10 protein-coding genes are annotated in these 14,076 nt (G+C 71.0%); 1 reads left to right on the top strand and 9 read right to left on the bottom strand.

What is annotated here, in order from left to right; genetic code table 11:
• Nucleotides 1–152: 152 nt before the first annotated feature.
• From IE248_RS30765 to IE248_RS30805, 9 genes are all read right to left on the bottom strand, one after another.
• Nucleotides 153–1,070, bottom strand: coding sequence for a replication-relaxation family protein (locus IE248_RS30765; protein ID WP_073799217.1), 918 nt, complete (start codon nucleotides 1,068–1,070; stop codon nucleotides 153–155).
• Complete coding sequence (locus IE248_RS30770) at nucleotides 1,067–3,730, bottom strand: ATP/GTP-binding protein (protein WP_190032324.1); 2,664 nt, start codon at nucleotides 3,728–3,730, stop codon at nucleotides 1,067–1,069. Before IE248_RS30770 ends, IE248_RS30765 begins: the two co-directional genes overlap by 4 nt.
• Nucleotides 3,712–3,993, bottom strand: a complete 282-nt coding sequence (locus IE248_RS30775) for a hypothetical protein (RefSeq protein ID WP_229895635.1) — start codon at nucleotides 3,991–3,993, stop codon at nucleotides 3,712–3,714. Before IE248_RS30775 ends, IE248_RS30770 begins: the two co-directional genes overlap by 19 nt.
• 359 nt (nucleotides 3,994–4,352) lie before the next feature.
• Entirely contained in the window at nucleotides 4,353–5,450 is a 1,098-nt protein-coding gene (locus IE248_RS30780; protein WP_190032325.1) for a C40 family peptidase, read from the bottom strand.
• Nucleotides 5,451–5,461: 11 nt separating this feature from the next.
• Entirely contained in the window at nucleotides 5,462–7,954 is a 2,493-nt protein-coding gene (locus IE248_RS30785) for a hypothetical protein (RefSeq protein ID WP_190032326.1), read from the bottom strand.
• Nucleotides 7,951–10,524 (bottom strand): ATP-binding protein, encoded by a 2,574-nt coding sequence (locus IE248_RS30790; protein ID WP_229895653.1) that lies wholly within the window; start codon nucleotides 10,522–10,524, stop codon nucleotides 7,951–7,953. Before IE248_RS30790 ends, IE248_RS30785 begins: the two co-directional genes overlap by 4 nt.
• Nucleotides 10,524–11,060: a hypothetical protein gene (locus tag IE248_RS30795; RefSeq protein WP_190032328.1), complete on the bottom strand. Its 537-nt coding sequence runs from the start codon at nucleotides 11,058–11,060 to the stop codon at nucleotides 10,524–10,526. Before IE248_RS30795 ends, IE248_RS30790 begins: the two co-directional genes overlap by 1 nt.
• The gene (locus IE248_RS30800; protein WP_073799222.1) at nucleotides 11,057–11,362 is read right to left on the bottom strand and encodes a hypothetical protein; all 306 of its coding nucleotides are present in this window, start codon (nucleotides 11,360–11,362) and stop codon (nucleotides 11,057–11,059) included. Before IE248_RS30800 ends, IE248_RS30795 begins: the two co-directional genes overlap by 4 nt.
• A complete protein-coding gene (locus IE248_RS30805; RefSeq protein ID WP_190032329.1) occupies nucleotides 11,359–12,318 on the bottom strand; it encodes a conjugal transfer protein in 960 nt (319 codons plus the stop codon). Before IE248_RS30805 ends, IE248_RS30800 begins: the two co-directional genes overlap by 4 nt.
• A gap of 959 nt (nucleotides 12,319–13,277) precedes the next feature.
• Here IE248_RS30805 and IE248_RS30810 point away from each other — a divergent pair.
• Nucleotides 13,278–13,934 (top strand): hypothetical protein, encoded by a 657-nt coding sequence (locus IE248_RS30810; protein ID WP_190032330.1) that lies wholly within the window; start codon nucleotides 13,278–13,280, stop codon nucleotides 13,932–13,934.
• Nucleotides 13,935–14,076 lie beyond the last annotated feature (142 nt).

The raw sequence follows: 14,076 nt of genomic DNA on the forward strand, positions 1-14,076 counted from the left end.
GGTGATCGGGATGTGATCGCAGGTGCCGGTGAGGCCGGCTTTGCTGAAATCCCAGTCGGCGATCTACTCCATGCCCTTGACGTGCTCGTCCTGGCACCTGCGGCCAGTCGGCGGCAGTCCTCTTCGGAGAGGTCGGGCGCGTCGCCGCGGGCTTACAGCTGCGTCCACGGCTTGGGGTCGGCGGGGCCGGCGAGTGGTGTCCAGACGGGTGCTGAGGGGTTGGCTGTCTCGATGTCTTCCAGGACGGCGGCGCCGAGGGGGACATGGGTCGCGAAGCGGGCGACGAGTTCGTGGTCCGCTGTCATGTGGCGCAGGTCCTGGATCCGCCGGGTCAGGGAGGGGCGTGAGTCTCCGGTGAGGATGAACAGGATGCGGGGGAAGCGGGGGTAGAACCGCTGCCAGGCGAGCATGGCGCCTTGGTCGGCGACGGTGTTGCGGCGTCCGGCCGGCTGGGGGGTGTAGTCGTGGAAGCGGGCGTAGGAGATCAGTTTCCGGGCCAGTCGTTCGCTGCTCATGGTGGCCCGGTCGACCTCGACGAACGCTCGGTACTGGCGGCGGCGAGGGCTGGTGGCGGTGTAGTGGAACACGGCGTCGGCGATCACCTGTTCCTCGCCCCCGGTGTCGGGCAGGCGGTGGGCGGTCTCCGGCACCCAGTCCAGCGCCCCGTATTCGTCACCGCGGGTGCGTGCGTCGGTGAGGAACGCGAGGTGGGCGCGGACGCCGGTCAGGGTGTGGGCGGCGCGCATGGATGCTGCGGCGTTGGTGAGGACGGCGGGGGCGCGGCCGCGGAGCTCGGGCCAGTCCCGGACGGTTTGCGCGCCGGCGGGGGTGAGGAAGTGCGCCTGGAGGAATTTGCCCCCTCCGAGTACGGTGTGGGCGATCAGCCCTTCGGCCCGCAGCGGCGCCAGCACTTTGTAGATCTTCCGTGGGGGGATGTCGGGGGCGAGCATCTGGTGGAGCTGGGTGCTGGTGACCAAGCGGTGCTGCGCGATGAGGGCGAGGGCCTGGTGGGCGCGGGTATCACCGGTCGGCGGGTGGCCGACGGTATCGGTGGCGGTAGCGGTGGTCATGCGTACTGCTCCTGGGTGTCGTCGGTGCCGCCAGCGGTTGCTGCTGCGGTGGGGAGGGTGGTGAGGAAGGCGCGGACGGTCTCGGTCTGGGCGAGGGCCTGGGTGGTGAGTTCGTTCAGGGGGCGGGCACCGGTGTTGGCGTGGGCGGCGTGCAGCAGGGCCCCGGTACGACGGGGACGGGCGAGGCGTCTGAAGACTTCGGCGAGGGCGGGGCCGCGTACCAGCAGCGGCCCGATCCGTTTGCCGGCCACGGTGAAAGAGGCGTAGTGCCACCACCGTTCCAGTTCGGCAGCGTCGGCGACGGTGACTTTGCCGCCCCACTCACCGGTGATCTGCGCGATGGCATCCGCGGACCCGGCCGTGGTGGACAGACAGGATGCGTTCTGCAGGAGCGCGGTGCGGGTGCTGCCGGAGAGGCGGTGCAGGAGCTGCGTCATCCCGTGGAGTCGGCACCCGAACTTCCGCAGTTGTTCGGTGATCTCGGCCAGCACCGTGGACGCGGCTCCGTCCAGGGAGATCAGCTCGTCCAGGTAGAAGCGGAAAGAACTGCGGTCACGCGCGGGCAGGTCCCTGCGGGACAGGCCCGCGCGCAGGAAGTCCCGGACCATGAGAGACACCAGCAGCCGGCCCGTGGGCCCGGTCCCGGGCGGGCAGATCCACACCACGTGCCTCTCGTCCATCGCCCGCCGGATGTCGTAGCCGCTGAGCGGGCACCCCAGGAAGGCCCGGATTACGGGGGAAGCGGCGAGGCGGTCGAGCGGATTGAGGACGGTCAGCAAGGCGTCCTTGGGGATGTCGGGGAAGCTGGTGGCCCACCAGCGGCGCGCCTCGTCATCCATCGCCCTCAGGACCAGCTGCCGGAATGACGGTTCAGTCAGCAGCGGCCGGATCTGGAACAGCGTCGCCTGCCGCTCGCCGGCCCCCGCCCGGGCGCCCGTCCTGGCTCCGACCCGGGCTCCCGTCCTGGCCCCGGTCGAGGCCGTGGTGTTGACGGCGGAGGTGTTGACGGCGATGAGCGCTTCGACGGCTTTGGTGAGGATGGTCAGTGCACGTGGTGCGGTGACATCGCCCCAGCCGAGGGCGGCAGCGATCGCGTCGACGACGGCTGCGGTTACCTCGTACGGCCGCTGCCCGCCGGTCATGTCGAGTGGGTTCCAGCAGGCCAGCATCGCGTTCGTGTCGCGAATGGTGAGGTCGAACAGGTGGATCCGGTCCATGATTTCGTCGTGGGCGAGGTAGGGAGCCACCTCGGTGAAGGAGTCGCCGTGCGGGTCGACGAAAGCGAGGCCGCGCCCGTTGTGGGCGCTGGCCACGGCCTGGACCTGAGCCCGCATGGTCTTGCCCCATCCGGCCTTGCCGGACTGGACCTCGAACAGGGTGTCGTCCTCGTGGGTGGCGAGCAGCCGCTCGCGACCGTCGGGCCCCTGGTACCAGCCCTGCGGCAGCAGGTCCTTGCCCGGCTCGTACGTGGGCATCTGCGCCTCGATCACCGGCACCCGCGCCGCCGCCGTCGGAGGTTTCAGCAGGCCGGCCAGCTCATCGATGCGGGCCCAGTCCCCGACGGCGGGCCGCATCAGGCCTGTCGCCCACCGGGCGTCGAACCGCGGCCGCCACGGCCACCGGTCGGGCCCGATCCGCCACGGCCCGATCGACACGCCCTGCGCCCCGATCCGGGAGACACCCGCGTATACGTCCATGCTGGCGTTGAGGAGCGCGAGGAGCTGTTCGGCGCGGCCTTCGGTGTCGGAGGCGCAGCGCACCAGAATCTGCACGCGCATCAGGCCCGCGCTCTCGGCGAGCTTGCCCAGCACACGGTCACGGTTGACCTGCCTTGGGCGCGGCGGCATCACGATGGGGGAGCGGCCGGTCCCCTTCCACGTCGCCGGGTCCAGCAGCCGGCCAACGGCCGCGGGCAGGCTGCTCGTGGACTGGGTGCCAAGCCACCGCGCCTCGCGGACGGCTTCGCGGCGGGCTTCGGTACGGGCCTGTGCCACGACCTGCTGGCGGCGCAGGGCCAGCTGCCAGCGCGGGGCGGGGGAGAGGTCGACGCACACCTCGGCGAGGTCGCCGAGGTCGGCGCGGATCCCGGCGACGGCGTCGACCAGCGGCTGCAAAGGATCGGGCTCCAAAGGCACCTCGCGCAGCTTCGAGCCGGGCTTCCCGCGCAGGGTCAGAACGGCCCGCACCACGTGGGTGCGCTTCTTGTCCGCAACCGGGGTGGCCCGGCTGACGGTGACGCGAGGACCGAAGGGGGACCGGTGCAGGAGCGCGCGGGCGGAGGCGGGAGCCTCGATCCGGTAGGCGAGGGGCCGACTGCCGTCGGCGCGCAGCCGCACCCGCAGCGTGCGGGCTCGCCGAGGTGTCCACCACGGTCCCGACCCGGCGGCGCGAATCAGCTGCATGCCGTGGCGCCAGATCTCCTCGTCCCCCGGCGAGAACTGGCCGGACGGCACCAGCTCGACACAGGTGCGCTCGGCGAGGGCCTTCGCGGCGAGGCGCTGCTGCAGCATCTGCCACCCAGCGGCGAGAGCGGCCGCGATGATCGCCAGCCACCACAGGTTCGCCCATGTCCATAGGCCCGCCGCCCACAGGGCGGCGAGGACGTCACCGACCGCGCCGAGAGTTCCGGCCGCGGACATCGTCAGAGCGTCTGCTTCCATGATCCGTCTCCGTTCTGGGTGAAGTGGACAGTGCCGGGGCGGCCATCCAGGAAGGTCCCGGCCGGGTCGGCCCCTGCCCACACCAGCCGCACCACCGCACGGCCAGGCCCGCCGTCGTCAGCGGTGGTGTCACGGCGGGCGGTCACCGCCTGGATCCGCACCCGCGTATACCGGGCCGTCTCGGCCAGCCACGCGGCACGCCCCTGCCGCAACAGCAGCGCCTCGTCAGCAGGGGGCAGGTCTGACGGGCTGGCTTTGTCCATGACCTGCTGGATAAGGGGGTCGGCGGCCTCGCCGGATCCCGGGTGCGGCAACTCCGAAGGGCCGGCCGCCATATTGGCCGGCGAAGACATCACCGAGGGTGCGGCCGCTGTGGCGGTGGTACTCGCCGAGGTGCTCCTGGCCCGGCCGGGTGGCGATACCGACGCCGGGGTGCCGGTGGCGTCCGGTGCCGCCCGGGCGCCAGCCATGACCGGAGCGCTGGTTGTCCGTACGGCCGCCGGGGCCGGCCGGGCCGTCGGCTTCTTATCCTGCGGCTGTGTGCTGAGGTGCAGTAGTAAGGTCCCGGCGCAGGCCAGGGCGGTGGCGGCGGCGAGCAGGCCGCCTCCGCTCCTCGGGGTGCTCACAGCGGCCTCGCTCCTCCGGCGTAGTCGGACATCGCGGTGACGGGGTCGATCCGCACGGGCAAGCCCGGCCGGGGGGCGTTGATCATCTGTCCGTCGCCGAGGTAGATCCCGACGTGGTGGATGCTGGCGTCCGATGTCGGGCTGTAGCCGTAGAACACCAGGTCACCGGGTTGCAGCGCGCCGTATCCGGCGGAGGCGGGGATCCGCTTGCCCACGCCTGCCTGTGCGGCGGCCGTCCGGGGCAGGGTGATCCCGACTTTGGCGTAGGCGTATTGGGTGAGTCCCGAGCAGTCGAAGCCGGTGACGGTGCGGCCGTCCTGGCCGCCGGGGGAGCAGCAGATCCCGGTGGTGGCTCCGCTGGGCCCGCCACCGCCCCACGAGTAGGGGATGCCCTGCTGGGCAAGGGCGGCCGCCACGACCACACCGGCATTCCCCGAGGGGACGTCCGGGCTGGCGCCCAGGGCGTCGTAGCGGTCGATGCCCGATATGACGTCGTCCACGTACGCCTGGGAGTGGTTGTATACGTAGATGGCCGCGCGCAGCTCTTCCTGGTTGTTTAGGTCGCGGCCGGCTCCGCACAGGTAGACGGCTGCCGAGACCGCGGCGTCGTCGGCGTTGTGGGGTGAGATGGTCCCGTCGCCGTTGCCGTCCTTTCCGTATGCGCGGAACGTCTCGGGGAGGAACTGGAAGGGGCCGACGGCTCGTTCGTAGGTGCTGTCGCCGTCCCAGCGGCCGCCGTCGGTGTCAGGGAAGGCGCTGGTGTTGCCGCCAGCACCGGATCCGTCGAGTCGGGGCCCGGTGATGGGCGGAGAGATGTCTCCGGCCGGGCTGATCTGCTTGCCTGCGGCGTGGTCGGACTCCACGCGGGCGATGCCCGCAAGGACCTGCCAGCGCATGCCCTTGCAGTCAGGGACGTACTCGGTGACCTGGGCGGCGCCGCTGGTGTAGGCGGTGAGCATCCGCTCCGGGATACCGGCCGCCTTCGCGTCCACCGGTCCACCGGTGCTGCCGCTTTGCCCTGCCGTGGCGGACATCAGCACCGGGGCGGTACAGCATGCCGTCATCGCCAGCAGCAGTACCAGCAGGCACCCCATCTTCCTCTTCCTCACTGCGTGCCCCCGTTGCCCTGGTCGTCCCGCGCCGCTTGGCGGCGTGCACGCATCACCGCGATCAGCCGCGCCCGGTCGGCCGCGGCCTGGCCCGCCGCAGGGTCCGAAGCGGGAGACCGTGGGCTCGAAGGCAGGGATCCGCTCCCGCTCGCAGCACCGGAACGGATGCTTCGGCTGGGCGCTCCGCTGCCGCTGCCCGGCGTGGCTCCCTGGCTGCCCGCACCTGGGGTGCCGATACGGCTGCCGTTGCCGTTGGCGGTGCGGACCACGGGCCTGCTCACCGCATGGGCACCGGGGCGTCGGGTGCCGGACGTGGCTGCGGCGGGGTTGTCCGGGTGGCTGATGCCGTGGGGGCCGGGTGTGCGTCCGCCGGCGGTCGGGGCCGTGTAGATGGCGGCGCTGATCGCGGTGTCGCGGGCGAGCCGGCCGGTGTTGACCGCGCTCCTGCCCACGGCCCGTCCGACGCCCTTCCACGCATAGGCGTCGTCGCCGACGTAGTTGGCGGCCACCCGCAGCTGGGTGCGGGCGTCGTCGGTGAACTCGCTCGCTTTCCTCTTCGCCGTGTGGACGGTGCGTGGCAGACCGATGGTGGCGCCGTAGGCGGTGCGTCCGGCGCGGTGGGCGATGCGGTATCCGCGCAGCCGTGAAGCGTGCTTGTGGAAACGGGAGCCGAGCAGCGGCCGGTCAGTGGCGGGATCGTGAAGGACTTCGCCGGTCCACTTGTCCACCTGCATCTGGCCCTTGGGGCGCGGTTGTCCGCCGCCGATACCGGCGTCCCTGAGCGCGGCGGTCAGAGCACGGGCGACCGGGTGCCGGTTCGCCGGCTTGGGTCCGATCAGCGCCGCGTGGGCACCGCGCATCGCCAGGGTGAACGGCGCCGCCCCCATCCGGGCCGCGGTGCGCGCCTCGAACACGGCCCGCCCCAGCGAGAACGGCGCCCCACTACGGCCGCCGCCCCCGGCCATCCCCATGGCAAGGCCGCGGGGGAAGCCGCCACCGCTGAGGTTCGCGTACCGCATACGGATCGCCATGCGCTGGCCCACCGATGTCGCGGCGGCTGCCACCCGTTTGTGCATGACGAGGAAGGCGATGGCGAGGGCGTCCAGCAGGAGCAGTCGTTCCACCATCAGGTCAGGTCCGCTGTCAGAGAGCAGCACGTTGGCGGCGATCCCGAACAAGGGGATGGCCATGGCGGTGGCGAAGGTGACCAGCGCGGAGGTGACGAACACTCCCGCCCACCGCCACAGCAGCGTCCGGGTCGGGCCGGGCAGCATCGCCAGTACCCACACGACCGGTCCCGCGCCGGCCGCGGCCGCGTCCGCCCCTTGGGCTCCGAGCATCACGAGGGACATGGAGACGACCATGGCCGTGACGACGGCGACGGCGATCAGTAGCGCGAGTGCCGCGAAGACACGGTCCCAGCTGGGTTCTTTGGCATACGAGGCGGCGGCTTTGCCCGCGGGCCCCGCTTTGTCCAGGGCTTTCAGGACGTTGTTGAAATCGGCGCGTCTGGGGGCGGTGGAGCTTTCGCAGTACTCCCGGGAAACCCGGTCAAGCAACTCACACGGGTTCTCACGTTCGGGTTCCTCCTCGACCGGCTCGCCGCTCTTGATCCACTTGAGGTGTGTCTCGTAGGCTGCTTTGTCGGTCTTGGGGTCCAGGATCCGCCCGTACTGCAGCAGCATGTACGGCTTGACGACGAGAGCGTCGGTCAGTGAGTCCTGGATGGGTTTGACCACGGCCTGCGCCCACATTCCCGAGCTCTCGCACGTGCTCTGCGCGGGCCCGTGGATCAAGTCGCAGGGGTCGGATGACGTCTTGGTGCCGAAGTAGCTGGACGTCGTGATCGACGCGACTTCGATGGCGGCCTTGTGGGTCTGGTCGAGGGGCCCGCCACGTCCGAGGAGGTAGTCGGGGCGGATGAGAACGCTCGCGGCCAGCGCCGCGATGACGAGGGTCGCGCCGATCTGCCCGAGCCCGGTGCCGACCTTGCCCCGGGCGAAGAGGATCAGCCCGAACACGAACGCCCACGCGAGCATCAGCCCCTTCAGACCGAGCGCGTCCACGATGTGGGCCTGGTAGGAGTCGGCGAGATGCTGGGCGGGACCGGTTAGCAACGTGAGCAGCGGGAAGCGGAAGACGAAACCGATGAGCCAGCAGCACAGGCCGACCAGCAGCCGGGCGAGGGTGAACAGACCGGACATCATCATGACCTGCGCCTGGCCGACGACATCTGGCATGGCCGGCTCCGGGCGGTACGCAGCCGGGCTGCTCTCCAGTTGGTAGCCCTCCAGCAGCCCCCCTTCGGCGGTGCGCACGTTCAGCGGAGCCAGGAGCCCGCTGCCCCCGTCTGCGGTGCCGTCCGCGGCCGCGGCCACCGCCGTGTTCGTCACGAGGAACACCACCGTGAGCAGCGCGACGAACCCGGCGGCACGAAGGGTGCCGCGGTCGAAGCGGCGCAGCCTGGGCGGACGCAGTCCTATGGTCACTGGGCCCCCTCGGCTCGGGCGGGTGCCGTGGTGGGGGTGCGGCCGGGTGTGGTGAAGATCGATTTCCGCAGGCGGGGCACGGACGGGACGACGATCTGGATTCGGCCGACTTGCATGCGCGGGTCGCGCAGCAGCATCTCGCCCTCGCGGCCTTTCTGACCGACAGGGGAGAGCCCGGTGGTGACGAGTTGCAGGAGGTGCTTGTCGTCGCCGTCCAGCCCGAGGAACTTCAGCCCCTTCGCCGCACGCCTCTCGTCGGTGGTGCGGGCCAGGAACCGGTAAGCGATCAGCCCGGCGTCCTTGCCCAGTTCCTCGGCGTCGGGGGCCCCAAGGAACACGCCGGCACCATGCTTACGGCCGTCGTGGAGGATCTCGTGGACCAGCGCCGAGCCCTCCGCGGAGGAGGTCAGCCAGTAGACCTCGTCCAGGGCAACCAGGCAGAACCGTCCTGGATCGGTGAACGCGGCCTGCCGGGCGATCGCGGCGATCAGATACAGCACCGCCCGTCCGATCAAAGCCTCCAACGGCTGCTGCCGCAGGACTTCGGCGTCCGCGAAAGCCTCCTTCGGCGGCAGCGTCAGACCGGTGGTGGTCACCACCACCATGTCCGCGCCCAGATCACCGGCCAGCGTCACCACCGGCAGACCCGGATCGAACACCATCGCGGCGAGCGGATTGCTCTGCACGATGCCCAGCAAGTCGGCCATGGTCTCGGCCGCATCGGCCCGGGTTGTGCCGCCATGCGCGGCAAGGGACCGGAGAACGTCCAGCACCTTTCCCATCGACGGGTTGGGGCCGATGCTGACTTCTTCGACGGCGTGGTGGAGCACCGCGCCGGCCGCCGTCATCGCGCCGACTCCCAGCTGCAAGGTCAGATACGACAGGGCGTAGTGTGCGCCCACCGCTCCGCCGAACACCCGCAGGGGATCGATGGACATCTGGGCCTGGGCGGCGTCGATGACCTGGCAGTGCTCACCCACCGACGCTTGTGCGTAGCCGGCCCATTCGCGCATCGGGGTGCGGTCGATGACGATCGCCCGCCCGCCCCGGTCCACCACCGCCGCGGTGACCAGCTTCTCCAGTACCGACTTCCCCGCCCCCAGGTCACCGATCACCGCACTCGAAGCGCTCGCGTTGACCTGCGGGGCGTCTGCGGGGTTGAGCAGGACGGGGCGCAGGGTGCCACAGTCCAGATCGCGGCCGATCAGGATCCCCGTCGGGTCCCCGACCCGCGACAGTGTCAGGGCGCCACAGGCAGCCCAGTCCTCGGAAAGCTGATGCTGGGTGAACTGGTGCAGTTTCGGGGCCCGCACCGCCCCGGGGAGCCCGAGGGCGAACAGTTCTTCCTGCATGCCGATCGGCCGCACCGCCCGGTAGTCACCGCCCGACAGGGCCGCCGACAGCTCCCGCGCCCGCGCATCGCACGTCGCGGAATCCGGGCCCCACACGCTCAGCACGGTCACCGCCTGGACCTCGACCTCCACCGACGTCCGCGCCATCCGCGCGTCCTGCTCCTCCAGATCCCCGGCCGCATCCCCCAGCGAATGCGGCATCCCCGTCGGCTGCGCCCCGTACTGATCGGCCTGATCCAGCAGCTCACGCTTCTTGCTCTGCACCTGCGCACGGGCCTTCTTCGCGGGCACCACCCTTAAGTCCACCGTCACATCGACGGGGAACGGCAGGCCTTCCAACTGCGCGAGAACGTCAGCACTCTCCACCGTGACCGCCGGCGGCAGCTCCGCGAGCACGAGATGGGATTGGTAGCCGGTCCCGGCCTCCGACTCGACTTGCAGCCACAACCGGCCGACCGGCGATGCCACTCCGGCCTTGCGCCACCACGACCCCGCGCCGGCCTTCGTACGGTCGGCGAGCTGCTCGCGGCCGCCGTCGGCGAGGCGGACCTGGCCGAGGTCTGCGTAGGAGGGGGAGAGTAACTGTCCGCCGTGGATCCGGCTCCCGTAGAGGGGACTGTCGGTGGCGTCGGACAGCAGCGGCTCCTCCAGCAGGCCGCGGTGCACGGCGTGCTGCACCATCCACACGATCTCCGCCGGCGACGCCGGACGCAGGCCGAGGCCGCCGCCCAGCGAAGTCTGAATACGCTCCGCGCTCTCCCGCGCGGCCTGAACCTCAGCCTGGGCGACGGGCACTGGTGCGATGCCGAGCGTCGCCGACACCTCCGCGTAGATCACCCCGAGCGAAGCCGTGAGCGCGCCGCCCTTCCCCGGCAGCGGCACGGCAAGCCATACGGTCCGCTCGTGCATCTCACCGCCGGCCAGCATGTCGACACCGGCCGCACAGGTCTCCGCCCACCCAGGCAGACGCTGCCAGTCCAGCCCCTCCACCATCCGCTCGGCCACCTCACCGGGATCCGTACGCGCCGCCAGAACGAACAGCCGCGGCTCCATCGACGGCAGGGACCGCACCAGAGAGGTCACCCGGCCCAGCAATTCCTGGCGCACACGGGCCGGGAGGTAGCCGCCGGCGAGCGGCTCCACCCGCCACACGGCCCACACCACGCCCGAGGACGACCACAGAAGATGCCCGGCGATGTGCCGGAAGGGTGTCCGCATCACGCGTCCGCCCTCCCCGCCCCGGCGAGCAGCCGGTCCAGCCCCGAACCCGCCGCCCGCACACCCGACGCCTGAGCACCGCTCGTCACCACGCCCGTCGCCGGCCCGGCCGCCGCCACTCCCGCAGGGGCCGCCGCTGCGGGAGTGGCGGCGCGCGCGGGCTCGATGATGAACTGGCCCCCGAAGTAGCTGGGCTGCTTGTCACGGGCGGTCCGGCCGCCGATCCGACCGGCAGGATGACGCGTCAGCACCACCAGGACACCCAAGATGGCTGTGAACGGGTTCTGACCGGCGATCTGCGCCCCGCGCACCGCCCACACCGACACCAGCCACGCCACGACCGGCACCGGCCCCGCCCACGACCACCAGCTGAACGTCTGAATCAGCACAAACGCGCCGCCGCCCAGCACCACCAGCTGCGCCGGGGTGTACGGACCGAACGGCATCGTCCAGTCGCCGAGCTTCCCCAGCACCCACGGATGCCGGCGCGCACTCGTGTACGACCGCGCGACACCCGGCCGCGTCTCCTCACTCACAGGACACCGCCCGCACCCTCGGCCCGCGGGTCGACAATGACCACGGCAGCGGCATTGGCCGGGTGGTTGATCTCGTCGGACACCATGTCCGACAACGCGTCACGTGACTTGTAGATACCCAGCGCGATGACCATGGCGATCAGCGCACCGATCGCCGCCTTCATGGACCACTTGGAGCCAATGGTCACCAGCACGAGGATGATCAGCGCGGCCGTGAGCCCGGAGCTGCCCCAGTCGGTCAGCGTCTTGATGAAGGAATCGCCGAACGCGTCGAACTTGCCCGCCAGGATTACCGAGTTCATCGAGCACCCCCGGAAACAACCGGAGCGGGCGAGGCCACGGTCGCCGAGGCCGACGGCGAGGACTTCGGCGACGTCGGCGGGGGAGCCGCGGTGGCGGCGCCCAGCGCACTGATCTCCCAACGGCCCGCCCGGGCGGTTACCTCCAGCCGATAAACCAGCGGCCAGCGCACCCCGGCACGATCCACGCCCGTCACCCGCAGACGCACCCGAGCCCGCGCCCCATCCGCCGGGGCACCGTCGGCGAGTGCGCCCCGGCTGTCGGCGGCGACATCCTCGACGTCCACCCGCTCATAGGCGGCCGCCCGCGGCGCCGCGATGCGCACCCCGGGAGACAGGTACCGCTCGACCCCTGCACCCTGACCGCCGCCGAGGTAGGCGCGGACGAACTCGCCCAGCGACCCCGCCAGTACCCCGGTGGAGGGCACCGGTTGGTTGAATGTCTCCTCCTCGGCCGGGGCGGTCTCGGGGGCGGCGACCTCGCCCGGCGCCCCAGTCACACGCAGCGCACCGCCGTCCTTGCCACCGGTTCCGGCCACGGCGAAGTACCGCACCAGCGGCGCCCCCTCGACGGACTGCTCGCTGATCGCGGCAACGACGACCGTCCACCCAGCCGGAGTGCGCGAGGTCCGGACGGCCGTGACCCGAGAAGCAGCCGGTGCCTGCTTCTCAGCACGGGGCCGCTGGGGCAGGTCGGCATCCGCAACCAGCGCCCGCACCGCGGCCGCCGCAGGACTGTCGGGCATGGACGCGTCCGCGCGCAGCCACAGGTCCACGAACATCTCCGCCATACCCGCCGGGTCGGCGACGGCCGCCTGCTGAGCGGCCGCAGCCTTCGGGGTGGGAGCGGCCTGGGCGACGGTCGTCCGCGGCACGGCAACCGCGACGGCCAGGGCCAGCGGACCAGCCGCCAGCGCCGCCCACACCCCGACCCGGGTGAACCGCGGCCCGCGCGCCACAGGCTGGCGGACCGCAACGGTCTCGGGCCGGGAGCTACGCAGCGTCGCCGTGGCGGGCCGGGAATCCGGGGCTGGTACCGGCCTGCGGCGACGGCGTGGTGAAGGGGGAGCATGTGTCATGACGGCGTCCTTTCGTGGGAAGGAGCAAGCGCTCTGCCCCACGAAACGGCGCCGACCTCACCAGTCCGATCACCGCGGCCACCCCTGCGCAATCACGGATCGAGCACAGCCTCAGCGGTGACTCACCGGCGACTCACCGGTGACTCTGCAAACCTCCCCACCGCAGGTCAGAACGCCACCCGCCCACAGACTCACCGGTCGCCGGTGAACTCACCGGCACCCCTGCGGACACCGGTGACTTGCTTGGTGACCTCACCAGCGCCGGTGCAAACTCGCCGAGAAGTACCTGTCTGGCTCTGCGTACGTCGAAGAGCAGCGGTTCGGGAGTCACCTTGGCCATCGGAGCCAAGTCGTTGTTCATGACTTTGGGCTCTGGCTCAGGTTCGGTGGAGTGTCACTCCCCGTGTCGCAGGACCCTTGACGGCCGGTCGGCTGGGAGCCGTTCTCTTGACTGGCACACCTGCGGGCGGACCACCCGCACGGCCCGCCCCGCCAGCCAGACCCGGACGTCCTCGACCGGCTAGGTCGAGGACGTCATGAACTCCAGGGGTACCGAGACGCCATGGAGATGGAGCCGCGAGGTGCGCTACACCTTCACAGAGGCGGCGTGGGCGTGCCACGAAGGCGATGGGTGGCACCCATGGGAAGCCGGATACCCCCTCGGCCGCACGGACGCCCGCAGTACCTTCCTGGCCGGCGTCTGCACACGCGGCGCCGAGGTGCTGGAGCTGCTCTGACCGGAAACCCGTAACTCCAGCCAGAGCTGCTGTGCGGCCCCGTGAGGGTGATCGTGGCCGGATCGCCGCGCCTTGCTCGCCGGGGGCTGATACTCACTCGCTATGGCAAAGAGGAAGAAGCAGCGCCCCGCCTGCGACGTGGTCGTGTCTGACGTGCTGGAGATCCGTATGGACTTCGGCATGGTGTGCTTGCGGAGCCGTGACCGCAGAGGCGGAGTTGCCTGCATCGCGATTCCCGCAGAGATGCACGCGGACGTCCACCGCACCCTGCATCAGGCGGCTATGGAGGCGGAGGAAGACTTCTGGAAGCTCTCGGCGAAGCACTTCAGCTCGGAGGACCGGTATCCGGCGTACGAGGCCTGGCTGCTGGATCAGGGGTGGCTGGCCCTGGCGGCTCGGGTACCGGACCCGAGCGGGGTATTCATGATCACGCATTCCGGCCACGTCGGCCTCTTCGCCGATCCCCCGTACGCGCCCCGGAAGACCTGCCTGGTGCTGTCGCCGGCCCAGCTTCACCGCACCCGCGCCGGGCGAGCTCAGGCGGGGATGCAGGCCATGATTCAGGCCGGTGACCCCGAAGTCCGGTCCCTGGGGCAGCGACGGGCCGAGCTCGCGATCCGGATGATGCGCACCACTCCCTGGCCCGGGGGCGGCGTGGGAGTTCCGGAGCCGCAGCACGCGAGGCGCGTTATGGAGGGGCTGTATGAGGGCTTTCTGCGCCGGGATGTGCGGGAGGTGCGTGATCCGCTCCCCGATTGATGCCATCCGTCGGCGCCCCTCTGGGCTCCCAACCTTCACCTAGAGCGTCTCCGGTACTCAAGACGGAGGGGCGCTCACACAGTCGCGGAGATACCGAGCCACATCAAACTTGTGCGCCTCCAGACGTCGCCTCGCCGTGTCC

Source organism: Streptomyces goshikiensis, from assembly GCF_014650555.1.
GTDB lineage: Bacteria > Actinomycetota > Actinomycetes > Streptomycetales > Streptomycetaceae > Streptomyces > Streptomyces goshikiensis.